Origin of the sequence: Mycobacterium vicinigordonae (assembly GCF_013466425.1) — a bacterium.
In the GTDB taxonomy this organism is placed as follows: Bacteria; Actinomycetota; Actinomycetes; order Mycobacteriales; family Mycobacteriaceae; genus Mycobacterium; species Mycobacterium vicinigordonae.
The window spans coordinates 5,637,659-5,661,826 of sequence record NZ_CP059165.1 but is presented as its reverse complement, the minus strand read 5'-3'; the positions used below and the strand labels follow the sequence as shown (position 1 = coordinate 5,661,826).

The following is a 24,168-nucleotide window of genomic DNA, read 5'->3' as shown; positions in this document are numbered from 1 at the left end:
TTCTGGTGAAAAGTTGTGTCTGAGCCGCGCGCGCGGTGTCTAATATTCGCGTGTTCAACACCTTGAGACTGAATATGCGCGAGCGGGTCCAGCAGGATCGCCGACTGGCTGCTTTCCGTTCTTATGCCGCCGATGACCGACTTCCATTCTTCCGAGTGGTGGAATCCGCACCCGGACCGACCGCGGTCATCGAAGGAAAATCGCGGATCATGCTTGGTGCCAACGATTCTCTGGGCCTCGGCGGCGACGCGCGGTTGATCGCCGCGGCCAATCGCGCGACCGACCGACACGGCACGTCCAGTGAAGGCGCGCCCCCGTTCTGCGGTACGTCGCGGCTCAAGGTCGAACTAGAGGAGCTGTTGGCCGACTGGCACGGCAGCGAGGCGGCGCTGGTGTACACCAGCGGCTATCAAGCCAACGTCGGCGCGCTCACGGCCATCCTGGGAGTCGGCGATCTCGCGCTGCCCGACAGCCAAGCGCACGCCTCGATCCACGCCGGAATTCGCTTGTCCGGGGCCAGCTCGCGCTACTTCGCCCACAATGACCTGAAGGCGCTGGAACACAATCTGATCCGCACCGCCGACCGTGGCGGCACCAAGATGATCGCGATCGACGGCCTCTACTCGATGCACGGTGACGTGGCTCCGATGGAGGGGATCGTCGCATTGGCCCGCAAATACGGTGTAGGGCTGTTCGTCGACGAGGCGCACAGCGTCGGCGTATTCGGTGCCAAACGCACCGGCATCGCCGAGGAATTCGGTTGCCTGCACGCCGTGGACATCTTGATGGGCGGCATGTCCAAAGCGTTGGGCTCGGCGGGTGGCTACATCGTCGGTTCGCGGGATCTGGTCGACTTCCTCAAGATGTACTCCAACCCACATATGTTCACCGCCACGTCGCCGCCGGGAACTCTGGCCGCGACCATCGCCGCGATCGAGATCATCCGCAGTCCGGAGGGGGAGCAGCGCGCTGCCGAGGTCCTGCGGAACTCACGCGCTCTGCGTGACGGGCTGGCCGCGCATGGACTGAAGGTGGGCGGCGACATCATCCGGTCCGACGGGTCGCGCGTGGTGGCGCCGATCGTCTCGGTGTGGATTGGGCAAGAGGACGACGCGGTCGCGGCCTGGAACGAGGCTTTCGACAACGGCGTCTTCTGCTCGCTGGCCCTTGCGCCCGCCGTCGGCGAAAACGACAGCATGATGCGGTGCGGTGTTTCGGCGGCGCATTCCAGTGCCCAGATTGAGCGGGCCGTCGAAATCATCGCCGCGGCCGTCCCCAGCGTTAAAGACCAGGCAAGCGAATTCGTCTAAGACGTCCATTTCGAACCCTCACCAAAATTAGAACGTCATTCGGAGTTTTCCGGCTCGCTTCCCGCTTTAGGACAGGACGTTTTCGAACAATGAGTAGGCTGACCGAAGTCATCGACAAAGTGGCGGCGAATTCCGCCACCGGCTTGCGCTTCGGCACCGCGACCGATTTGCGCTTCCTCAGCTGGCAGGACATCAACCAGGCCGCAACCAGAGTCGCCGGACGGCTGGTCGCCGAGGGCGTCGCCCGCGGCGACAGGGTGGGCGTCCTGGCCGCCAACGCCCAGGACGTCGCCGTGGTGTTGCAGGGCACCTGGAAGGCCGGCGCCGCGATGACCATGCTCCAGCAGCCGACCTCGCAGGCCGATCTGGCACAGTGGCATGCCGGTACCCTGCGTGCGTTGGCCATGCTCGGCGCACAGTGCGTGGTTGTCGGACAACCGTTCTCGGCGATCGCCGGGGCATTGCGGGCGGACGGATACCGAGTTATCGAGATCCCCGAGACCTGGCCGGACATCGCCGCCGAAGACTGGCAGACCACCGACGACGACGTCGCGCTCTACCAGCTCACCTCCGGGTCCACCGGTGACCCCAAGGCAGTGGCGATCACCCACGGCAATCTGTGTGCCGACATTTCGGCCATGGTGGCCGAAGTGGACATCGACTCCGACGCAGACGTCACGATGAGCTGGCTGCCGCTCTCCCACGACATGGGACTCATCGCTTACCTGCTCTCGCCGATGTGGGCCGGCAACGGCGCGGTCTACATCCCCCCGACCGAGTTCGTGAGGTCGCCGCTGCAGTGGATCCAGGTCCTGAGCGAGCAGCGGGCCACCGTCACTGCGGCGCCCAACTTCGCGTACTCGATCGTCAGCCGCCGCCTCAAAGCTGTCGAGGATGGCGCCTACGACCTCAGTGCGCTGCGCTGCGTCGTCTCGGGTGCCGAACCGATAGATCCGGCCACCATGTTCGAGTTCACCGCGCAGGCAGCCCGCTTCGGGATGCGGCGAGCGGCGGTCGGCGCGGCCTATGGTCTCGCCGAGGCCACCGTCGCGGTGTCGTTCTCGCCGGTGGACCGGCCGCTGGCCTTCGAAACAGTGTGTGCCGAGGAACTGGAACTCCGGGGCCGCGCGGTGACCGCGTGCGGCTGCGACGCTCCGCAGAAGCAGTTGGTGCTGCTCGGCCGTCCGGTGTCCGGCATGGAAGTCCGGATCGTCGATCAGGACGGACACAGCCAACCGGCGCGCCAGATGGGTGAGTTGCATATCCGGGGCGACGCGGTGACCAGTCACTACCTGACCCCCGACGGTGAGGTCGACGCCGTCGGCGACGACGGCTGGTTTGGCACCGGCGACCTCGGCTACCTCACCGACGAGGGCGAAATCGTGGTGTGCGGACGGCTCAAGAACGTCATCATCGTCGCCGGCCGCAACATCTTTCCCGCCGACATCGAGCGACTGGCCGCGTCGGTCGACGGCGTTCGGCGCGGCGGGGTGGTCGCTTTCGGGGTCACGCTGCCGGATCGACGCGAGGAGATCCGGATCGTCGCCGAGACGGTCCAGCGCGATCCTGCCGACCAGGGGCGGGAGATCCGCCGGGAGATCACCCGCAGGGTGCTGGGTGCGACAGGGATGAGTCCGACAGTGCTGCTGGTCGGCAAAGGCGAAGTTCCCAAAACCGCCTCGGGAAAGCTGCGCCACGTCGCGGCCAAGGAGCTCTTCGGAGAGGTGAGTGCACTGTGAATGCGTTCGACGAATCGATCGTGGGTATCGTCGCGGCCCTGGCGCCGGACCGGATGGCCCCGGTTACCGCCGACTCGGACCTGGTGGAGGACCTGGGCTACGACTCGCCTCGCAAAATGGAATTGGTTGCCACCCTGGAGGCGCACCTGGAGATGCGGCTCGAAGATCCCGATGCGCCACTGCAGACGGTGCGGGAGGTCATCGACTGGGTTGACGCGCAACGGCGCTGACGACCCGCGTCAACCCAGCAGCGGCGCGCTTACACACTAGCCGTAATGTGTAAAGCCCAAGCCCGTGACAAGTGAGGTGGGCAATGACACTCTCCGACCAGACCGACGCCAACGCCGAGGTGCCCGCGGCCCCCGAGATGGTGGCCTACGAAACGCTCGACGAGGGACGCATCGCCCGGATCTGGCTGAACCGGCCCGCAGAGCACAACGCGCAGAACCGCACCCTGCTGGTGCAGCTCGACGAGGCGTTCTTGCGGGCCGAGGCCGACGACACCGTGCGGGTGGTGATTCTGGCCGCGCGCGGTCGCAACTTCTCGGCCGGCCACGACCTGGGTTCTGAGGCAGCGTTGGCGGAGCGAAAGCCGGGACCGACGCAGCATCCGACCTTCCGTTCGCATGGAGCCACCCTGGAGCCGATTGTGGAGAAGCTGTACCACCAGGAGTGGCATTTCTTCTTCGAGAACACCCGGCGCTGGCGCGATCTGCGCAAGATCACCATCGCTCAGGTGCAGGGCAACGCGATTTCGGCGGGGCTGATGCTGATCTGGGCGTGCGATTTGATCGTCGCGGCCGACAATGCGAAGTTCAGCGACGTGGTCGCGGTCCGGCTGGGCATGCCGGGCGTCGAATACTACGCGCACCCTTGGGAATTCGGCCCGCGGAAGGCCAAAGAGCTACTGCTGACCGGCGATTCGCTGGACGCCGACGAAGCCTACCGGCTCGGCATGGTGTCCAAGGTCTTCCCGGTCGACGAGCTGGACGACAAGACACTGGCCTTCGCGCGGCGTATCGCCGAGCGTCCGACGATGGCCTCGCTGCTGGTGAAGGCGTCGGTCAACGCGGCTTCCGACGCGATGGGTTTCACCGAGGCGCTGCGGCACGCGTTCCACGTCCACGAACTCGGCCACGCGCACTGGGCGGCGCACAACGAGAACAGGTTCCCGGTCGGGTTGCCGCCGGACGTAGAGGACTGGCGCACCGCCCGGCCCACCAAGGTCGCCCGCCGCGACGAGCCCTAACGCGCAATGGTTCGATAGCTAGAACCTGTTTCAGTTTTCGGCGCGGGAGGTCCCCAGTGCAGCTTTCATTCCAGGACCGCACGTATCTGGTCACCGGCGGCGGTAGCGGTATCGGCAAGGGGGTCGCAACCGGGCTGGTGAACGGCGGCGCGTCGGTGATGATCATGGGCCGCAACGCCGACCGGCTGGCCGAGGCCGTCAAGGAGATCGAGGGCCTGCAACTGCCCGGCTCGATCCGCTACGAACCTGCCGACGTCACCAACGAGGGCGAGGTCGCCCGGGTGGTGGACGCCGCGACAGCATGGCATGGCCGGCTGCACGGCGCCGTGCACAGCGCCGGCGGGTCGCTGACCGTCGGCCCGCTCACCCACACCGACTCCGAGCAGTGGCGCCGCACCGTCGACCTCAACGTCAACGGCACGATGTACGTCCTCAAACATGTGGCTCGGGAGCTGGTGCGCGGAGGCGGAGGGTCGTTCGTGGCGATCTCGTCGATCGCGGCCAGCAACACCCACCGGTGGTTCGGGCCCTACGGTGTCACCAAGTCGGCGATCGACCACATGATGCAGCTGGCCGCCGACGAGCTCGGGGCGTCTTGGGTGCGGGCGAACAGCATCCGGCCGGGCCTGATCCGCACCGACCTGGTGAACGCCAGCGTCATCCAGTCACCGGAGATCAGTGGCGACTACGCGCAGTGCACCCCGCTGCCGCGGGTGGGTGAAGTCGAGGACGTGGCCAACCTGGCGATGTTCCTGCTCAGCGATGCCGCCAGCTACATCACCGGGCAGTGCATCAACGTCGACGGCGGCCACATGGTGCGCCGCGGGCCGGACTACTCGTCGATGATGGAGCAGATGTTCGGTGCCGACGCCCTGCGCGGAGTGGTGTCAGACCCCGTCGGCTGACCCGCGGTTTGCGGGCGGGCCGGCCGGTGCTGGAATGAGGGTCATGGCTCAACAGCAACCCCTCAACATGCCGCTCGAAGAGGCGATGCGCACCCAGCGTGCAATCCGTCGGCTCAAGAGCGACCCGGTCGACGACTCACTGATCCTGCACCTGCTCGAATTGGCGATGAAGGCACCCACCGGTTCGAACGCGCAGAACTGGGAGTTCATCGTCGTCAAGGACCGCCGGGTCGTTGCGAAGCTGGGCCGGTTGAATCGCGCGGCGATGAACACCTTCGGGCCGCTCTACAAGCGCGCCCTGGAAAAGCGGATGGACGAGAAGATGCTGCGCATCGAGAAGGCCGTGCGCTGGCAGGCTGAGCACTTCGACGACATCCCCGTGGTCGTGGTGGCCTGCCTCAAAGGTGTCATCCCGCCCTTTCCGCCGGTCGCTGTCAGCAGCGCCTACGGGTCGATCTATCCCGCGGTGCAGAACCTGTTGCTGGCGGCCCGCGCGGCCGGGCTGGGCGCGGCGCTGATCACCTTGCCGCTGTGGAGCACGTTCGCCGCGAAGCGGGTGCTGGGCCTGCCGTGGAATGTCACCCCGTGCGCGGTGATCCCGCTGGGCTGGCCGATGGGTAAGTACGGTCCCACCTCCCGCAGGCCGGTCGGCGAATTCGTGTCGCTGGACCGGTACGGCAACCGGGCGTTCCAGTGAAGCGGCTGGAAGGGCGGCGGATCCTGGTGACCGGTGCCGGGTCGGGGATCGGCCAGGCGACGGCGCTGCGGTTGCTCGACGAAGGTGCGGCGGTGGTCGGCGCGGACATCGCCGCGGCCGGTCTGGCGGCCACCCGGAGCAGAACTGACAGCCGATTCACCGGGCTGGAGATGAATGTCGCCGACGAGCGTTCGGTGGTCGACGGGGTGCGCTCGGCCGTCGACACCCTGGGCGGCCTGGATTCGGTGGTCAACGCGGCCGGCATGTTGCGTGCCGCCCACACCACCCAGACCAGCCTTGAACTGTGGAACCAGATCCTCACCGTCAATCTGACCGGCACTTTCCTGGTGGTCCGCGAGGCGTTGCCGGCGCTGCTGGACAACCCGCACAGCTCGATCGTGAACTTCAGCTCCACCTCGGCGAGTTTCGCCCACCCCTATATGGCGGCCTACGCCGCCAGCAAGGGCGGGGTGCAGTCTTTCACGCACGCGCTGGCGCTCGAATACGCCAAGGCCGGGCTGCGCGCGGTGTGCGTGGCGCCGGGCAGCATCAAGTCCGGGATCACCGATGCCACCGGCGGATACATCCCCGCGGACGCCGACTGGTCGCTGTTCGGCCGGTTGATGCCGATTCTGCCCACCACCGAGACATCCAGCGGCGCCGGGATGGCCGACCCGTCGGCGGTTGCCGGTGTCATCGCGATGCTGGTGTCCGACGACGGCCAGTTCATCACTGGCACCGAGATCCGCATCGACGGCGGCACGCACGCCTGACACCTCGGGTGCGGCCGCTTCGCGCATCGGCTCGAAGAGCCGCCGAGCGGGCCCCGCAGAAGGGGAGATCAGTTGACGCAGGGCACGCCGCCGCCGTCGATCGGCTTGCCCCGATCGGGCGTGGGGTAAGGCGTGAAGGTGCCGTCGTAGTAGTAGCCGTTGGACTTCGCCGTCGTGGTCGTCGTGGTCGTCGTCGTGGACGTTGTCGACGTGCTCTCCTCGGCGGCGGGCAGCGAGAAGTTGGTGTCCACGGTCACGCGGATGTGTCCGGGCGCGATGCTGGCATCGGGCTTCTTGGGCGGGTCGATACCCAGCACATCGGCCAGGTTCTGGGCGTCGGTTTCCGCTCCGGCGCCGTACTGGATCGTGGTGGAAGTGGGTTCGCCGGATTCGCGGTCGCGGACCTGGCCTGCGGTATAGCCACGCTTTTTCAGCGCACTGGACAACTGCGAGGCCATGCCGCTGATCGCGCCCGCGTTGACCACGTCGACGACGGTCGACTGGTTCGGCTTCGCCGAGGTGGTGGGCGCGGCCGACGGGGTGGCGGCCGTGCCGAAGGCCGCGGCGATCTCGGCCTTGATCGCAGCCGGGTCGATGATGTTGACGTCCTGGCCGTCGATGTTGTCGTAACGCACCACCGGCAGCGTGCGAAACTCCACGTTGCCGCCGGCCAATTCCCCCATCCGACGGAACAGGTTTTCATCCCATCCCGCCGACAGCACGACGTCCTTGCGCGCCACGGCCATCAGGCTGTTGAGCCGGTCGAAGTTAGTGAACGTGCCTGTGTCCTGCAGCTCGCGCATCACCGAGGACAGGAAGGCCTGCTGTCGGTGGGTACGGTCTAGGTCGCCGTTTTCCAGCCCGTGCCGCTGCCGGACGAACGACAGCGCCTGCGACGCGTCCAGCCGCTGACGGCCGGCCGGGAAATCGGCGCCGGAGTACGAGTCGTAGACCGGGTGATTCAGGCAGACGTCGACGCCGCCCAGGGTCTGGGCGAGGTCGTAGAAACCGGCCAGATTGATCTCGGCGAAGTAGTCGATCGGGACTCCGGTCAGGTTGCGCACCGCGCGCAGCGTTGCGGCCCGGCCGGCTTCGCGGCCGCGGGCCTCCAGTTCACGCTGCGAGATGTTGCCCTGGTTGGCGAGTTGATTGGCGACGTACTGCTTGGTCAGCCCGTACGCCTCTTTGATCTTGATGTGGTTGTAGCCGGGAATTCCGTTCCAGGCCACCCAGTCGTCCCGCGGGATCGAGAAGGCAACGACTCTGCCGTCGGATCCGACGTGCACCAGGATCAACGTGTTGGTGTTGTAGCCGCCCTGGTCGGAGTCGCCGGCGTGCAGGTGTTTGAGGATCGACCAGGGCAGGTCGTTGCCGTCCTGGTCTTTGCGCGAGTCCAGGCCGATGAGCAGGATGTTCATGTTGTTCCCGCTGGACCTGGGGTCTTCGGGAGTCAACGCTTGCGAGATGGTGATGCCGCCGAGGGCGCCGTGGGCCACCCAGTAGCCGGCCCCGGTCGTACCGACGGCTACTACCGAAACCAGGGTCATGAAAGTGCGCGCCAATCGTTTGCGGAGTGTTGTCCGCTTGATTGCACGTCGATCCGATCGGAGGCGGTGCGCACCGCCGGAGCGTGTCACTAACGTCCTCGACCCAGCGCCGACCTACCGGCCGGCACCTGACCGGCGGTTTGCGGTGACGTCATCCGAGGCATGAGGTCTAGTATGCGGCAGATTGCTGCATCGACCCCACTCCAGCTCGGTCGGTGTGGGCGGATTCACCCATAGAAATCGCTTTGAGCAGTACGTTCTGCTGCCAGCCGGTGACGCGCGGTCCGTCAGCAGTCCTGGTAATCGATATGCCACCGGCCGTTGATATAGGTGGCGGCGAAATGGCCGCCGAGGCTCGCGTCGGCGTCCCTGACGTTGCCGGAGCCTCCAACAGCGGGGACGAATCCCGGCGGTTCCCAGCTCACCGACTGAGGATTGGCCGTAGCTTCCGGTGTGCATCCAGCCTGTTTGGCGAGGTATCCGTCGATGACTCGGCGCTCGGCGGTGGCCTGGTCGCCGCCGTCGGCCGCGGGACTTGTCGGACAGGTATAGCTGACGACGCAGAAGTTCTCGCTCCTGTTCGTAAGTGACACGTCGGTCATCGGAATCGCCGCGATGGCGCCGCCGAGCAGGACGGCCACCACAACCACCGCCGCGATACGCGCGTTCATCGGGCCCGCACGACCTCCTCCCCGGACGTGTAAAACAACGGGATGTCCGAACCGATCAGCGTCTCGACCAGAAATACCCCGAATGGTTCGACTTCGTAGTAGTAGTGGACGTCGCCGTTAGCGTCGACCGCGCTGCCGCAGGTGTGGCCGGGCGCACCGCATCGCTGCTTGACCGGCATCGCCAGGGTGGCGATGGCCGCCACCGCTGCGAGCCCAATGGCCATTGACGACTTCGTTCGCGCGCGGGTCTGCATTTACTCTCTCGAATCCTGGTCCGACTCCTCGCCTCACCGCAGTCTAGGCGCGTCTTGACAGGTGTAACGGTGGCTTAGGTCGGGTTGCTGCAAGGAAGGCCGACTGGCTGATCACCCAATGCGGCCGTTGCGGACGTGGGAATGCGAAGATTGCTGCCCGTGACAGGTAACTGGGGTTCATTGCTGGCGACGCTGATTCCGTTGGCTCTGGTGATCGCGGTCTCGCCGTTAACGATCATCCCGGCGGTACTGGTTCTGCACGCGCCGCGGCCCCGGCCAACAAGTCTGGCGTTCCTCGGCGGATGGGTGCTGGGGCTGGCCGCGCTGACCGCCGTTTTCACGGCTGGCTCCGGACTGTTTGCCGGCCTGCATAAGTCGCCGCCGCAGTGGGCCTCTTGGGTGCGTGTGGTGCTGGGCTCGATCTTGATCCTGTTCGGCATCTACCGGTGGCTGACCCGGCACCGGGAGTCCGACACGCCCCGTTGGATGAGGGCGTTCGACACCATCACCCCGGTGCGCGCAGGCGTCACCGCGCTGGTGCTCACAGTGGTGCGACTCGAGGTGTCGATCATGTGCCTGGCCGCAGGATTGGCCATCGGCACCAGTGGCCTGACGATGCCGGACAAATGGGTGTTCGCTGTGGCGTTCGTGGTCCTGTCCGCCTCGACGGTCGCCGTCCCGATCCTGGGCTACGTGAGCGCCGGGGACCGCCTCGACGACCAGCTGACCAAGCTCAAGGACTGGATGGAACGCAATCACGCGGGAATGCTGGCCGCCGTGCTGGTTCTGATCGGGCTGATGGTGCTGCACAACGGGCTCAAAGGCCTGACGTGACGCTCCGCGGCGGCGGGCCGTCTGGTCCGCGTCACTTCCGCTTCGGTTTCGCGGCGGCGGCGGCCAAGCCGCACAGTGATATTGCCGCCACAGCGAGCAGCGGGTGCCACCACTGGGTGCCCAGCCAATAGGCGTGGGTGCCGATCCAGCCGGAATGCTCGCGGTCGCCAAACAGGAACGCGCGCACCACGGGTGTGGCCAGCGAAAGTACGGCTCCGACAAGGGTTGCCGACACTAGGGCGAAGAGCAGACGGCTCGAGAGCTGCCAGGTGCCCAGCACGATCAGGTAGCCGCCGACACCGGCCATGGTCAGTCCTGTCACACCAATTAACGTGGCCGACTGAACCGCGGCGGCCAGTCCCAACACCAGCAGTGCCGCTCCGGCGGTCAACGTCCGCTTCGCGATCCCTTTGGTCAGCGATACCACCCGGTATGCGGCCAGCGTCAGTGTTCGCACCGTGGCGATCGGCGGCTTGACGACACCGGGCAGTTGCCGTACCGACCCCACCGCGCCCGATGCCGTCGCGGCGGCCTTGGCGACGGTGTGAGCCATCAGCGGTGAGCCCCGGTCGCTGTTGAACGTCTCGCGGGCCACCGGATCCTCGTTCAGCAGAGCGTATTTCGACTCACCCGGGGCTGCGGCGAGTACCTTTTTGGCCCAAGTTCGGGATCTGGCCGGGCTCCAGTCGGGTTGGTCGTTGGTGTTCGGGTCGAGCACCGTGCCGGCCAGCTCGTCCAGTTCCTCGTCCAGCACGCGTCGTTGCCATAGCTGCGCCAGCCACATCGAGGTGGCCGGCAGGCTCGGCGGCATCGGGACGGCCGGATTGTCGACGAAGGCCAGTTCGCGCAGCACCGTGTCCTCGGTCAGTCGTCCAGAGTCGCCGCCGACTGTCGCCAGCCGGTAACCGTGAGCCGGAAAGTCCGGGGCCCCAAGCGCTTTGAGATGTTGCACGAACCACTTTGCGCCACTTTCGGTCGCCTGCGGGCGGGCTGCTACGACCCAGCGGACGCGGCGCGGATCAAGCAGCACATGGACCAGCCACCCGGCCCCGTCCAACCGTCCCCACATCCAGTCGTTGGAGCGCCAGGATCGCTTGTAAAAGGCGCCGAAGTGGTGGAACTGCATCCCGGTCAGCTTCTGCTGCGCGGTCTGCCAGTCCGGCGCCAGCAGACTGCGTGTGTCGGCGCTGACCTGTACCAGCTCGACCGACTGGTCGATGTCCGCGTCGGCGGGCAGCATTGCGCGCTGGGCTGCCGCCAGGTCGAACAATCGGGTGGCCACCTCCCCGGGGTCGGTGGCCGGACGGAGGTAGCGCAGGTACGTGTGCAGCTGACCGGCTGCGGCACCGTCAAGCGCTAGCGGCGACCCAGGTGCGGCATCGTCAGCGGGTAAAGCCTTGTCCGCCAATCTCTTCAAGGCTGGGTACCCGTCGACCAGTACCCTGCCCAGCTTGGCCCAACCGTCCTGCGGCACCTCGGATCGGCGCAGCTGTTCGGCCGCGATCATGGTGGCCGCATCTTTCAAACTTCCCTGTCGGACAGCGGGTTTCGCGAAGACTGCTCGCACCAGCGCGCCCGAGTCCACCGGATCCGGGGGCGGGCAGGCGGCGTGGATCCCCTTCGTGAGTGCGGTCAAGTCGGCGATGTCGTCGTCGGACGTCGCCAGCTGGTAGGCCGCCCGCACGACGGCCAGCGCGCAGCTCTTGGCGAGGTCGTAGCCGGGTTGGCCGTACCGGGCCAGATCCGCAGGACCCAGCGGTAGGCGCGGCTGCGCGTCCCGACGACTCAGGATCGATTCGGTGATCTGTTTCCGGCATACCTTCTCGGCATCGCCACCGATGGCGAGTTCGGCTGCCCAGCTTTTCGGGACGCCGGTACCGAGCTGGCGCAGTAGCGCGTCGGTGAGGTCGTGTGCATGTCGCGTCGCCTCGCGGGAGCGGTAGTCGTCCAGCAGCGCGGGCGTCAGCAGCCGGGCACCCTCGGGCAGCTGGGCCGCGAGCTCGGCCAGCCGCAGTTTGCCGTCGGTACGTGCCGCCATGCTGTCCTGGTGGGCCCGGATCTGACGCAGGTCGGCGGCGATGGATTGGGTGGTGATCGCGGAGAGGTCCTTGAGCAGCCCGTCGACCAGCCCGAGCGGGTGCTCGAGGTCATCGGCTGGGACGTCGCGAGCTATGTCTGGCGCGGGCCCCGACGACGGCACCACAAAAAGCAGCACCCGCCGCACCGGGCGGCGGGCTGGGCGATCGAAGATGCGCTTGAGCAGCACGTCGATCGGCCGGTTGTCCAGCAGGCCGCCGTCGGCGACCCAGTGGGCGCGACTGATGTTGGCGAACGGCGCCATCGGTGGCCGGGCCGGGATCTTTCCGGCGGCTGGGGTCCCCTGGGTGAAGGGCAGGAACGACGGCTCGAACGCGATCGGAAACGACGCCGAGCTGCGCGCCGCCAGCGCCAGGGCCGCGACCGTACCCGGTTCGAGCAGCTCGGTCTCGGTGAAGGTGAACACACCACGCCGGTCGACGTCTTGGACGAGGGTGCCGAATGAATCGGTGAACCGGCTGGTCTCGCCGGCGAGCAGGGTGGTCGTGACGTACAGGGTGGTGGACGGGGTGCGCGGGCCGCCGGTGAACGCCGCGGGTGGGAATGGTCCGGTCTCGAGCCGGGGGATCTGCGTCGCCAGGGCGGCGTACATCCGCTCGTCGCCGTACAGCAGCGACGGGGTGTCCTCGTCGCGGGGGTCGCGCAGTAGGTCGGTCAACGCGCCGAGGTCCAGCCACAGGTCGCGAAGTCCGCCCAGGTCGGCGCCGGATATTCGCGACGATGCGAGCAGGGCCGCGTTGATGCCGCCGGCGCTGGTCCCGGATAGGACGTCGACGTCGACGATCATGTCGAGCAGGTCGATCAGTCCCGCGTACAGGCGCAGTGCCTCAGCCGATTGCTTGCTGAGTCGGCTGTCGGCCGGAAAGGGTCCGCCTTGGCGGCGCCATTGCGAGGCTTGGGCCAGCAGGTTGATTTCCCGGGCCACCCCGGCCATCCAAACCGCCAGGCTGACCCCGCCGGTCATGGTCGTGGCGAGCCGCAGCTCCTGAGTCAACTCCGTCACGGGCGACGGTTTGTCGAATGCCATGACGCACCCCCAGGTAAGGCGGGGTCCGCCCGGAACCGGGCCCCTGCCTTAGATTGCCAGACCAGCGTGCAGTTCGGGGTCAATGACGTCGGGTTGGCAGGTGACCGCGTCGCCAGTCGAACCGACGGACCGCGGTGTGCGGCGGTACCCTTTCGTGCTTAGCTTGTCAATGCAGCTGTGCATCCCGGCACGGGGTCCTAATGTATTTGCTGAATATCGGAGAATTTCGCTTGAGGGGGCGGAGTGGAAGGTACGACCTTCGGCCGCTACCGGTTCATCGAGTTGCTGGGCCGCGGCGGTATGGGCGAAGTGTGGCGCGCCTACGACACAGAGACACAGCGCGTCGTCGCCGTGAAGGTCTTGCCGGCGAACCTGGCCAACGACCCGACTTTTGAACAGCGTTTTCGCCGCGAGGCGCTCGCGGCCGCCGGGCTCAATGATCCGCATGTGGTGCCGATCCACCATTTCGGTGAAATCGAGGGTCGCCTCTATGTCGATATGCGCCTGGTCGTCGGCCGCGACCTGCAGGCCATCATCGCGGAGGGCCCCCTGGATCCCGAGCGTGCGGTCAACATCATCGAGCAGATCGCTTCGGCGCTGCGGTCGGCGCACCGGATCGGGTTGGTGCACCGCGACGTCAAACCGTCCAACATCCTGGTCACCGAGGACGATTTCGCGTACCTGATCGATTTCGGGATTGCCCGTGCGGAGGGTGATTCCCACATGACCGGCACCGGGAATGTGATCGGGACCTGGGCGTATATGGCGCCCGAGCGGGTCACGAACGGCCGCACCGACCCGCGCGGCGACACCTATGCCTTGGGATGCGTGCTGCATGAGTGTCTTACCGGAAGTCAGCCGTTCCCCGGCGCCAGCCTCGAGCAGCAGATCGGCGGCCATCTGAGTCTGCCGCCGCCGCGTCCCTCCACCCTGCGTCGCGGCATCCCCGAGGAACTCGACAACGTCATTGCCATCGCGATGGCAAAGAACCCCGAGCAGCGCTACGCGACGGTGACCGACCTCGCCGCGGCAGCGCGCGAAGCGGTGACCGGCACGCGCCCGATTCCGGTGCGCCGTCCCGAGCCGGTGCAGCAACGCACTCAGCTGGCGCCGCCATCCGGCCCGCCGAAGCAGCCCCCGCCGACCCAGCCACCCCCGATGCGTGGTGGGCCGGGCCCGGGATATGCCGACCCTGGACAGCGGCGCCCGCCCGCCGATCCCAACCAGCATCGCGGGCCGGTTCGGCAGAGCCAGCCCCGCCCGGCCGCCGACCCGAACCGGTATCGCCCGCCTGTGGAGGCGCAGCGGCTCGCGCCCGAACCGGTCCCGCAGCGGCCGCCGGCGGAGCCAACCGTGCAGCGGCCCAACGCAGATCCAACGATGCGGCGACCGAGCAGCGACCCGAAGATTTATCGCCCGAACAGCCCAAACGGCCCGAACAGTGGAGAGCAGACCGTTTTCCGGTTGCCGAGCGATCCCCAGACGCCACCTCCGTGGTCCGCGCCGGCCGAGGAGGCCACCCCCGCCACGCCTAAACCCAAGCGCCGTCGCACCCCGTTGCTGCTGGCGGGTGCGGGCGCGCTGGTGACCGTCATTGCGGTCGTCGCCGCGATTGTGCTGACCGGCGGCCATGGCAGCAGCGGCAGTGGTCACCAAGCCGCGCATCCCGCCGGAGCGGAACCTGCCGGCGGCGTCGCGGGCCCGTTCACCGGCACCTATACGGCCGACTTCGGCCCGAAGGTCTCGCTGGCGGGCAAACCGGTGGAAAACTCCGAGCCGCCAGATCACGAGACCTGGGTCCTTCATTCCACCTGCGGCAGTGACGGCAACGCCTGCGTGGCCTCGGCGCAGCGAACCGACGGCACCTACAACCACACGCCAAGGTTGACCTTCGACTATGTCCGCGGCCGCTGGATAGCGGTCGCTCTGGAGGGCGGCAGGTGCAACGACAAGAACATCGAGAAGTGGAATTACGTCTGGCTGCAGCCACATGCCGACGGCACCATGGTCGGCGAATGGATCACGGACTCACTGGATTGCTACAGCAAACGGACCGTGACGTTTAGCCGGACCGGTGACCCGGATAGCACCAACGTGACCGACCCCACCAAGCTGGCCGCGCGGGTGGTGTCTCCGGGTGAAGCGTTGCGTGGCAACTACCACCTGCTCACCACCTACACCGGGGCCGACGCGCCGAAGCCGCAGGAAGCCGACTACACGGTCGACACTTTTTGTCTGCGCACCGGCGACCGTTGTCTAAGCCGCTTCGTCAGGAATGGCAGCAGTGGCACCCAGCTGCTGCTATTCGCTAACAACACCTGGACCCGGGACGACGAGTACGACGCCTCCTGCCCGGCCGGGGGCACCTCGCACGTCAAGATCAAGGGCACCTTCCCGCTTCCCGAGCCGCCGTCGGACCCGATCCCGCTCCTCACCGGCAACGGCGTCAAGGACGAGTCGGGGAGTGCGTGCAGGGGTGGCCCCTACGACATGAAGTTCACCCGCACCGGCGGATGAGTGCCCCGCCGGGGCCGCACCTGTTTTGGAACACGCGCGCGGCGGGTAGGCCCTCCTGATCGAACGTGGAAATCTGAGAACGGAGCTGATCGATGCGTGCTGAGGAAGGCGACGAAACGGTCAAGGATTACGCCGAGGAGGGCGAGCAGGCCCTGGACCGGATCAAGAAGTCGACGGGGTCGGGAAACCCGCTGGTCCGACTGATCGGGTGGGTACGCGACCGGCTGCCTGGGGCGTCGCGAGTCTGATCTCCGGTTCGGCTCGTAGCGGGGTGTGGGCGTTTTCCCCTCTACCGGACGGGGTAATGAGACCGTTAGTCTCGTACAGAGACTGTAAGTCTTGTTTTGCTCCTGTCCAACAAGGGAAGCGGGCCCATGACTGGATCTGCTGTTACATCACTCAGCCGTGCCCACAACGCCCCTTCCGGTTCGTTCACGCAAGGGTCTCGCGCCCGACGTGGCTGGACTCTGTTTATCGCCTGCGCGGGTGTCGCCCTGGTTATCGCGTCGATGGTGGCGCTGAACACCGCGCTGGGCGACATCGCTAGAGCCACCTCGGCGAACCAGACGCAACTGACCTGGATCGTCGACAGCTACACGCTGCTGTTGGCCTGCCTGTTGCTGCCCGCCGGTGCGATCGGCGATCGGTATGGGCGCCGTATCGCATTGCTGGTCGGGGTGGCTACGTTCGCTGTCGCCTCGGCCGCACCCCTGATCTTCGCCAGCCCGCTACAGATCATCGCGGCGCGTGGACTCGCCGGGGCCGGAGCGGCGTTCGTGATGCCGGCAACGCTGTCGTTGCTGACTGCCGCCTATCCGCCGGAGGCGCGGACTAAAGCGGTGGGTATCTGGGCCGGGGTCGCTGGCTCCGGCGGGCTTTTCGGCCTGCTCGGCGCCGGATTGCTGGTCCAGTTCGCGGATTGGCGGTCGATCTTTTGGACCCTGGCAATCGGCGGGGCGCTGGTTTTCGTGTTGACGCTGACCATCGCCGAATCGCGTGACGACCACGCCCCGCGCTTGGACGTGCCAGGTGCGGTGACCATCGGTGCGGCGGTTGCCGTCTTCGTGTTCGGCATCCTGCAGGCACCCGCGCACGGGTGGAGCGACGCTCGCGTGTTCGGTTGCCTTGTCGCCGGTGCGCTGCTGGCCGTGCTGTTCGGCCTGGTCGAATTGCGGCGCAAGCAACCGCTGCTGGACATCCGGTTGTTCCGCGATCCCGAATTCGGCACCGGCGCCGCCGCGATAACCGTGGTATTCCTGGCCACCTTCGCGCTGTTCTTCCTGGTGGTCCAATATCTGCAGCAGGTCCGCGGCTACTCCGCGCTCTCGGCGGCACTTGCCCTGAGCCCCATGGCTTTACCGTTGTTGTCGCTGTCGATGCTGTCGTCCTGGTATCTACCCCGGCTGGGGTTGCGGGCGGTGGTGTTCGCGAGCATGACACTGGTCGCTGTCGGGTTTCTGTGTATGCGCACCCTCGATGCCCACTCCACTTACCTCGAGGTGGCCTGGCCGCTTTTGGTGATCAGCACCGGCTTCGGATTGTGCACGGCGCCAACCACATCGGCGATCATGACCGCCGCGCCCGACCAGAAGCAGGGTGTCGCGTCCGCGGTCAACGACGCCACCCGAGAGGTCGGCGGCGCGCTGGGCATCGCGCTAGCCGGTTCCATTCTCGCCAGCAGCTACAGCCACCAGGTCGCCGCCGCACTGAGCGGCTACCCGGAGCCGGTGCGCGCTCCGGCCTCGGACTCGCTGACCAAGGCCCTGGCCGCCGCTCACCAATTGGGGCCGCATGGTCTTCAGCTCGCCGAGCGCAGCAAGGAGGCGTTCGTGGCGGCGACGAATTCGTCCTACACCGTGATGGCCGTCGTCGTGGCTGTGGCTGCAGTCCTGATCTCGCTGTTCGCCCCCGGACGAGACGGCGAGCGGTTGCGGCTTGCGCGCCGCCTGCGCGACCGCACCGCGTCCTAGTATTTCCTGATGGTGACGGCAGCCGAACCATTCATCACCCACGGGCGCGGCGGGGTTCGCATCGTCTCAGACCGTCATGGCGATCCGCAGGCGCGCGCCGTGGTCTTCCTACACGGCGGCGGGCAGACGCGCCGATCCTGGGGACGCGCGGCGAGCGCTGTCGCCCAGCGTGGGTACCAAGCGGTCACCGTCGACTTACGGGGCCACGGCGAATCCGATTGGTCCAGCGAGGGCGACTATCGCGTGGTCAGCTTCGCCTCCGACGTGCAGGAGGTGCTGCGCAGTCTGCCCCCGCGGCCGGTGCTGGTGGGGGCATCGCTTGGTGGGTTCACCTCGATGCTGCTGGCCGGCGAACTCGCGCCGGGGATCGCCAGCGCCGTCGTGCTGGTCGACATCGTGCCCGACATGGAGCAGTCCGGGGCGAACCGCATCCACAACTTCATGGCTGACCGGATGGAGTCTGGCTTCGCGTCGCTGGAAGAAGTCGCCGATGCGATCGCCGAGTACAACCCGCACCGCCCCCGGCCCACTGACCTGCAGGGACTCACCACGAACCTCCGCCGTCGCGGCGATCGGTGGTACTGGCATTGGGACCCGCAGTTCATCAACGGCAGCGCGGCGTATCCGCCGCTGGAGGTCGTCGAGGCGGACCGCATGCATGCGGCGGTAGCCGCCATCCTGGCCGACGGTGTACCTATGCTGCTGGTCCGCGGTCAGGTGAGCGACTTGGTCAGCCAGGAACGCGCCGATCAGTTTCTGGCACGTTTTCCGCAGGTCGAGTTCACCGACGTCCGAGGCGCCGGCCACATGGTTGCCGGTGATCGCAACGACGTCTTTGCTGATTCGGTCCTGGAATTCATCCAGCGGCACGTCAATGCGGGGTGAGGGCTTGCCGGCGGCATCGCGACGTTGTATGACTTAGTTTGCGGAGTCACTGCATTGGGTATTCGCGCGCAGCGTGCGTTTGTTCAGGGCGACACTTTCGACACCTACGACACTTGCGACACAAGGAGAGCGGTGTGAAGCGTGGAATCGTGGCCGGGCTGGCCGGTCTGGCACTGGTGGTGGTGAGTTGCGCCGGCTGTTCGAGCAAGTCCGAGAAGGCTGCACAGTCCTCGGCTCCCCAGGGGACCGCGCCCTCCGGGCCGGTCGTCATCGTCGACGGTCAGAACCTCAAGGTCACGGGTGCAGTGACGTGCACGCCGTCGGGCAACAACATCAACATCGGCATCGGCGACGCTTCGGCCGGAATCGGTGCGGTGGTCAGCAAAGACACTCCGCCGATCGTTCATGCGGTCGGTTTGGGCGCGGTGAATGGCGTCACCCTCGGGTTTTCCGATGCAGCACCCAACCAGGCCACCAACGCCGGTGCGGCGGTGAAGGACAAGACCTACGCCATCAAGGGCACCGCTTCCGGTGTCGACGTGAGTAATCCGCAGGACCCGAAGTCGGTGACTAAACCGTTCGAGATGAGCGTGACTTGCCCGTAAGGGCGGGCAGCCGAATCCCAGGAGGGGACGCAGCTATGACCATGAAACGTGTCGTCGGCGCGACGGCTGTCGCGGCGGGACTGGGGATCTCGGCGGTGTTACTCGACGCGGGCATCGCTAGTTCCGCGCCGTTCGCGCCAATACCGCTGGCGCCGAACACTCCGACGCCGGGTCCGGCCACACCAGCGCCGGCGACTACCGCCGCCCCGGCCCCAGCCACCACCGCCGCCCCGGCCCCAGCCACTACCGCCGCCCCAGCCACTACCGCGCCACCGGCGACCACGGCCGCGCCCGCCACCACAGCTCCGCCGGCCACCACGACGGTGCCGGCTACCACCACGGTCCCGCCCACCACGACCGTCCCGCCGTCGACCACGGCCTCCAGCGCGGCGCCGTCCTCGCAGACCACGACGACGACCGTGACCACCACCCCGACAGCGTCCTCGACGACCACGTCCTCGGGTGCGACCACTACCACGACGCCGGCCGGGTCGACCACGAGCGTGAGCGGGTCGACTACCACCACGACAGTGCCGGCGGGGCAGTCGAGCACGTCGACGACGGCCGCTCCGGGGATCACCATCGTCATCAACGCTCCGGCAACCCAGCCCCCGCACCCGCCTTTCATTCCACGCGGACCGCTGGCGCAGCCCGACAACCAGTTTGGTGGCCCAAGGAACACGCTTGCGGGCATTCTCTTCCCCGACCGCGGCGCGCCGCCTCCGCCACCGCAGCGTGGCTTCGGCTACAACAACGGGCCCGCACCCGGCCACCCGCCGCCCAACTGGGAGGGCCCGCCGCCTCCCGGGGGATGGAATGGTCCGCCGCCTCCGGGCGGTTGGAACCGTCCCTACGAGGGACCACCGGCGCGCGACATCGGTTACGGACAACGTGATTTCGGTCCGTTCAACTACAACACCTTCACTGTGCTGCCGGTCTTCAACTGGCAGTACGGGGGCTGGGGTTACTGGTTCTTCGGTACCTGGGTTCCGCTGTACTGACGGACACCGGCTGCGCCGGCTTTGGTATCCGCCGGCCCAGCGCACCGTAACGCGAAAAGGCACAGGTGTTCGCGCTGTTTTGAGCTAGCGTCACAAGCTGTACAGGCTGCTGTCGGCAGTCGTGACGTGCGCAAAGGAGCAGCCCGTGAGCAAGATCGCCAGGCGGCTGGGCCCGCAAGACATGTTCTTCCTCTACGGCGAGTCCTCGAGCACGATGATGCACGTCGGTGCGCTGATGCCGTTTGCGCCGCCGCCGGACGCGCCCCGGGATTTTCTGCGCCAGCTCGTCGATGAGAGCAGGTCCAACGAAGTCGTGGACCCGTGGAACCTGAAGCTGAGTCATCCTGACCTGCTGTTGAGCCCGATCCAATCGTGGGTGTACGACGACAACTTCGACCTTGACTACCACGTGCGGCGCTCGGCGCTGGCCAGCCCGGGCGACGAGCGGGAACTCGGAATCCTGGTGTCGCGCTTGCACAGCAACGCCCTGGACCTGCGGCGTCCGCCGTGGGAGATGCACTTCATCGAGGGCCTGGAAGGGGGGCGCTTCGCGATCTACATCAAGATGCACCACGCGCTCGTGGACGGCTACACCGGTCAGAAGATGCTGGCCCGCAGCCTCTCGACGGATCCGCACGATACCGAGCACCCGCTGTTCTTCAACATCCCGACGCCCGGGCGGGTGTCGTCCGCCAAGGAGAACTCTGGGGCCAGCTTGCTCGGCAGTATCGGTGGCGTGGTGAGCAGTCTGGGCGGCTTGGTCAGCGGTGTCGGCAGCGTGATCGGTTCGGCCGCGGGCGCGGGCCGCTCGTCCCTGGATCTGACCAAGGCGATCGTGAACACTCAGCTGCGCAGCGACAACGAGTACCGCGACCTGGTCGGTTCGCTGCGGGCGCCGCGGTCGATCCTGAACACCCGGATCAGCCGCAACCGCCGTTTCGCCACCCAGCAGTACCAGCTGGATCGTCTGAAAAAGATTGGAGCCAGCCAAGATTCGACGGTCAACGACGTCGCGCTGGCGATTGTCGGGGGCAGCCTGCGGAGGTTTCTCAACGAGCTCGGTGAGTTACCCGACAAGCCGCTGATTGCGATGTTGCCGGTCAACGTGCGGCCCAAGGACGACGAAGGCGGCGGCAACGCCGTCGCCACGATCCTGGCGACGGTGGGCACCGACATCGCGGACCCGGTCGAGCGTCTGCAAGCGGTGACGGCAACGACCCGGATGGCAAAGGCCGAGTTGGCGAAGATGGACCGGGACGCAATCCTGGCTTACAGCGGCGCGTTGATGGCGCCGTTCGGCATGCAGTTGGCCAGCACGTTGACCGGGGTGAAGGCGCCGTGGCCCTACACGTTCAACCTCTGCGTCAGTAATGTGCCCGGACCGCAGGATGTGCTTTACCTGCGCGGTAGCCGCATGGAGGCGTCCTACCCGGTGTCGCTGGTGGCGCACAGCCAGGCGCTCAACGTCACCCTGCAGAGCTACGCCAGCACACTGAACTTCGGGTTCATCGGCTGTCGCGACTCGCTGCCGCACCTGCAGCGCCTCGCCGTCTACACCGGCGAGGCACTCGATGAGTTGGAGAGCGCCTGCTAAGCACATGACGATCACGGAAGGCCCCTTCGTCCGGTACGGACACGCCGACGGTCTGGCCACCATCGAGCTGATCAACTCCAAGCCACTGAATATCATTGGCAGTCAAGCTAATTCGGAGCTGACCGAAGCTTTCGGCGCCGTCGGGCGAGACGACGAGGTTCGGGTGGTGGTGCTCCGCGGCAGCGGCGACAAGGCATTCATCGGCGGCGCCGACATCAACGAGATGGTAACCCTCGACCAGTCCAGCGCCCAGGATTTCATCCGTGGCCTGGCCGGGCTCTGCGAGGCTATTCGTCAGTGCCCGGTCCCCGTCATCGCCCGGCTGGCGGGCTGGTGTCTGGGCGGTGGCCTGGAGGTCGCGATGTGCTGCGATTTGCGCATCGCGGAGTCCGGCGCAAAATTCGGCATGCCGGAGGTGGCGGTCGGCATCCCGTCGGTGATTCACGCGGCGCTGATGCCAGCGTTGATCGGGGCCTCGCACTCGGCCTGGCTGCTGCTGACCGGTGAGACCATCGATGCTCCGACGGCCGCGACCTGGGGCCTGGTTCACGAGGTCGTCGCGCCCGACGCGCTGGACGACCGAATCGGACAGCTCGCGGCGCGGCTCGCCGAATTCGGCCCGCATGCGGTCAGGCAGCAGAAGCGACTGCTCAACAAATGGTTCGACATGACCGTGCACGGCGCGATAGAGGACAGCGTGGAACAGTTTGGCCTGGCGTTCCTCACCGGCGAGCCGCAACAGCACATGCGGGCATTCCTGTCCCGCAGGAAGGGCGCCAGCTAGCGGCACGCATTCTGCCGAATCTCCGCTGTTTGCCGCCGGTGCGGGCCATGATGACTAGGACGCGATACCAACGGGGGTAAGCGATGTCATCTGTGGTCGTGGCACCGGACATCTTGGAATCGGCAGCGGCCGAGATCGCGCGGATCGAATCGGCGGTGCGGTCGGGCAACCTGGCGGCGCTGATACCGACCATGCAGCTGGCGACGGCCGCCGCGGATGAAGTGTCGGCTGCTATTGCTGTGTTGTTCGGCGGGCATGCTCAGCAATATCAGGCGGCGGCCGCCGTGGCCGCCGGCTACCAACGGCAGTTCATACCGAGCCTGGCTGCGGCGGCAGCCGCCTACCGCGGCGCGGAAGCCGCAGCATTCCAGACGCTCCTTTACACCCCTCTGCACGAGGCTGGTCAAGCGTGGATCAACAGTCCGTACGGTCAGGCGTTGGACCCATTCATCAACGCCCCCACCGTCGCGCTGTTCGGGCGTGGTCTGATCGGCAACGGCGCCGCCGGAACCGCGTGGAGCCCCGCCGGCGGCGCCGGCGGGATCCTGTTCGGCGACGGCGGGACCGGCTACAGCCCGACCACCGGCACCATTGCTGGGGGTAATGGCGGCAACGCCGGCCTGATCGGCACGGGTGGCGCGGGCGGCGCCGGCTTCGGCGGCGGCAATGGCGGCACCGGGGGAGCCGGCGGGTGGCTGATGGGGAACGGCGGGCCGGGCGGCCCCGGAGCCACCGGGGGAGTCGGCGGCCAGGCCCTGTTCTTCGGCAACGGCGGGCTCGGCGCAGCCGGGGCGCTCGATGGCCGCGGGGGGCTGTTCATCGGTACCGGCGGATGGGCCGCCCCAGTCGGCAGTCAGCAGCCGATCGTCATCGACTTCGTGCGCCATGCACAGTCGATCGCCAACGCCGCGGGCCTGATCGACACGGGCGTTCCCGGGGTCGCGCTGACTGCCACGGGCGTTCAGCAGGCGGCCGACGTGGCGGCCGTCCTGGCGCCCAGCACCCAGTACTCGGGCGTCTTCGCCTCGGAGTTGCTCAGGGTGCAGCAGACGGCCTCGGCCCTGACGCCCACATTCGCCGTGTTGCCGGGCCTGAACGAGATCAACGCTGGCTGGTTCGACGGTATGCCGCAGATCAGCCCGGGTGGTCTGCTGTATCTGGTGGGCCCGGTCGCGTGGACGTTGGGCTTCCCCCTTTTCCCGATGCTGGTTCCAGGCACCCCGGACGTCAATGGGATCGTGTTCAACCGCGCCTTCACCGGCGCCATGGGCGCGATCTACGGCAACGCCATGGCAAATCCAGTGCCTTCCAACACGTCGGTCGCGTATTCCAGCGCGTTTTCGATCGGGGTCGGCACGCTGATGAACGTCGACAATCCGAATCCGTTGCTGCTGCTGGCCCACTCACTGCCCAATACCGCGATCGTTGAGGTTACGGGAAGTCCGGGCGGGGGCTGGACGATGAACAGCTGGGACGGGATGCCCATCGGTCCGGCGAACTTGCCGACGCGGTTGTTCGTCGATTTCCGTAACGTGATCACCCCGCCGCAGTACGCCGTGTGGGACATTTGGCAGTCGCTATTCACCGGCGATCCGACCGTGGTGCTCAGCACTGTTCGGGATGGCATCGAAGGGGTCGCAGCGGCGACGGTCAACTTCCCGATCAAGGTGGGCGAGGACCTGCTCGGCGCGGTGGCGTGAGCGGGGGCT

General features: G+C 67.0%; 21 protein-coding genes. 17 read left to right on the top strand and 4 right to left on the bottom strand.

Annotated elements, in window-relative coordinates; all coding sequences use genetic code 11:
- The first annotated feature begins 50 nt into the window (after positions 1-50).
- The 7 genes from H0P51_RS25345 (at position 51) to H0P51_RS25315 (ending at position 6,673) form a co-directional block, all read left to right on the top strand.
- Positions 51-1,310: an aminotransferase class I/II-fold pyridoxal phosphate-dependent enzyme gene (locus tag H0P51_RS25345; protein WP_180915547.1), complete on the top strand. Its 1,260-nt coding sequence runs from the start codon at positions 51-53 to the stop codon at positions 1,308-1,310.
- Between the two features lie 89 nt (positions 1,311-1,399).
- The gene (locus H0P51_RS25340) at positions 1,400-3,049 is read left to right on the top strand and encodes a fatty acyl-AMP ligase (RefSeq protein WP_180915546.1); all 1,650 of its coding nucleotides are present in this window, start codon (positions 1,400-1,402) and stop codon (positions 3,047-3,049) included.
- Entirely contained in the window at positions 3,046-3,279 is a 234-nt protein-coding gene (locus H0P51_RS25335; RefSeq protein WP_180915545.1) for an acyl carrier protein, read from the top strand. Before H0P51_RS25340 ends, H0P51_RS25335 begins: the two co-directional genes overlap by 4 nt.
- 83 nt (positions 3,280-3,362) lie before the next feature.
- Positions 3,363-4,298: an enoyl-CoA hydratase gene (locus tag H0P51_RS25330; protein WP_180915544.1), complete on the top strand. Its 936-nt coding sequence runs from the start codon at positions 3,363-3,365 to the stop codon at positions 4,296-4,298.
- Positions 4,299-4,354: 56 nt separating this feature from the next.
- Complete coding sequence (locus H0P51_RS25325) at positions 4,355-5,203, top strand: SDR family oxidoreductase (protein ID WP_180915543.1); 849 nt, start codon at positions 4,355-4,357, stop codon at positions 5,201-5,203.
- 67 nt (positions 5,204-5,270) lie between these two features.
- The gene (locus H0P51_RS25320) at positions 5,271-5,900 is read left to right on the top strand and encodes a nitroreductase family protein (protein ID WP_180919226.1); all 630 of its coding nucleotides are present in this window, start codon (positions 5,271-5,273) and stop codon (positions 5,898-5,900) included.
- Complete coding sequence (locus tag H0P51_RS25315) at positions 5,897-6,673, top strand: SDR family NAD(P)-dependent oxidoreductase (protein WP_180915542.1); 777 nt, start codon at positions 5,897-5,899, stop codon at positions 6,671-6,673. Before H0P51_RS25320 ends, H0P51_RS25315 begins: the two co-directional genes overlap by 4 nt.
- A gap of 68 nt (positions 6,674-6,741) precedes the next feature.
- Here H0P51_RS25315 and H0P51_RS25310 read toward each other — a convergent pair whose 3' ends face one another.
- The 3 genes from H0P51_RS25310 to H0P51_RS25300 form a co-directional block, all read right to left on the bottom strand.
- Positions 6,742-8,310: an LCP family protein gene (locus H0P51_RS25310; protein ID WP_425488925.1), complete on the bottom strand. Its 1,569-nt coding sequence runs from the start codon at positions 8,308-8,310 to the stop codon at positions 6,742-6,744.
- A 197-nt stretch (positions 8,311-8,507) separates the two neighbouring features.
- Positions 8,508-8,891, bottom strand: a complete 384-nt coding sequence (locus tag H0P51_RS25305) for an integrase (RefSeq protein ID WP_180915540.1) — start codon at positions 8,889-8,891, stop codon at positions 8,508-8,510.
- Complete coding sequence (locus tag H0P51_RS25300) at positions 8,888-9,115, bottom strand: hypothetical protein (RefSeq protein WP_180915539.1); 228 nt, start codon at positions 9,113-9,115, stop codon at positions 8,888-8,890. The genes H0P51_RS25305 and H0P51_RS25300 overlap by 4 nt, the downstream gene beginning before the upstream one ends.
- Before the next feature lie 171 nt (positions 9,116-9,286).
- On the opposite strand from H0P51_RS25300, the gene H0P51_RS25295 reads away from it, so the two are divergent.
- Positions 9,287-9,979, top strand: a complete 693-nt coding sequence (locus tag H0P51_RS25295; protein ID WP_180915538.1) for a GAP family protein — start codon at positions 9,287-9,289, stop codon at positions 9,977-9,979.
- Between the two features lie 31 nt (positions 9,980-10,010).
- On the opposite strand, the gene H0P51_RS25290 is transcribed toward H0P51_RS25295, so the two are convergent.
- Entirely contained in the window at positions 10,011-13,103 is a 3,093-nt protein-coding gene (locus H0P51_RS25290) for a patatin-like protein (protein WP_180915537.1), read from the bottom strand.
- 243 nt (positions 13,104-13,346) lie between these two features.
- Here H0P51_RS25290 and H0P51_RS25285 point away from each other — a divergent pair, with 243 nt between their 5' ends.
- From H0P51_RS25285 to H0P51_RS25240, 9 genes are all read left to right on the top strand, one after another.
- The gene (locus tag H0P51_RS25285; RefSeq protein WP_180915536.1) at positions 13,347-15,620 is read left to right on the top strand and encodes a serine/threonine-protein kinase; all 2,274 of its coding nucleotides are present in this window, start codon (positions 13,347-13,349) and stop codon (positions 15,618-15,620) included.
- Positions 15,621-15,712: 92 nt separating this feature from the next.
- Complete coding sequence (locus H0P51_RS25280; protein ID WP_180915535.1) at positions 15,713-15,868, top strand: hypothetical protein; 156 nt, start codon at positions 15,713-15,715, stop codon at positions 15,866-15,868.
- A 126-nt stretch (positions 15,869-15,994) separates the two neighbouring features.
- The gene (locus H0P51_RS25275; protein ID WP_180915534.1) at positions 15,995-17,590 is read left to right on the top strand and encodes an MFS transporter; all 1,596 of its coding nucleotides are present in this window, start codon (positions 15,995-15,997) and stop codon (positions 17,588-17,590) included.
- A 9-nt stretch (positions 17,591-17,599) separates the two neighbouring features.
- Entirely contained in the window at positions 17,600-18,475 is an 876-nt protein-coding gene (locus tag H0P51_RS25270; protein ID WP_180915533.1) for an alpha/beta fold hydrolase, read from the top strand.
- A 134-nt stretch (positions 18,476-18,609) separates the two neighbouring features.
- The gene (locus tag H0P51_RS25265; protein ID WP_180915532.1) at positions 18,610-19,080 is read left to right on the top strand and encodes a lipoprotein LpqH; all 471 of its coding nucleotides are present in this window, start codon (positions 18,610-18,612) and stop codon (positions 19,078-19,080) included.
- A gap of 35 nt (positions 19,081-19,115) precedes the next feature.
- Positions 19,116-20,081: an MAP_0585 family protein gene (locus H0P51_RS29150; protein ID WP_343061741.1), complete on the top strand. Its 966-nt coding sequence runs from the start codon at positions 19,116-19,118 to the stop codon at positions 20,079-20,081.
- 145 nt (positions 20,082-20,226) lie between these two features.
- Positions 20,227-21,675 carry a WS/DGAT/MGAT family O-acyltransferase gene (locus H0P51_RS25250; protein ID WP_180915530.1) on the top strand — a complete coding sequence of 483 codons (1,449 nt, stop codon included), beginning with the start codon at positions 20,227-20,229 and terminating at the stop codon, positions 21,673-21,675.
- 4 nt (positions 21,676-21,679) lie between these two features.
- Positions 21,680-22,459 carry an enoyl-CoA hydratase gene (locus tag H0P51_RS25245; protein ID WP_180915529.1) on the top strand — a complete coding sequence of 260 codons (780 nt, stop codon included), beginning with the start codon at positions 21,680-21,682 and terminating at the stop codon, positions 22,457-22,459.
- 83 nt (positions 22,460-22,542) lie between these two features.
- Positions 22,543-24,159 (top strand): PE domain-containing protein, encoded by a 1,617-nt coding sequence (locus H0P51_RS25240; RefSeq protein ID WP_180915528.1) that lies wholly within the window; start codon positions 22,543-22,545, stop codon positions 24,157-24,159.
- Positions 24,160-24,168 lie beyond the last annotated feature (9 nt).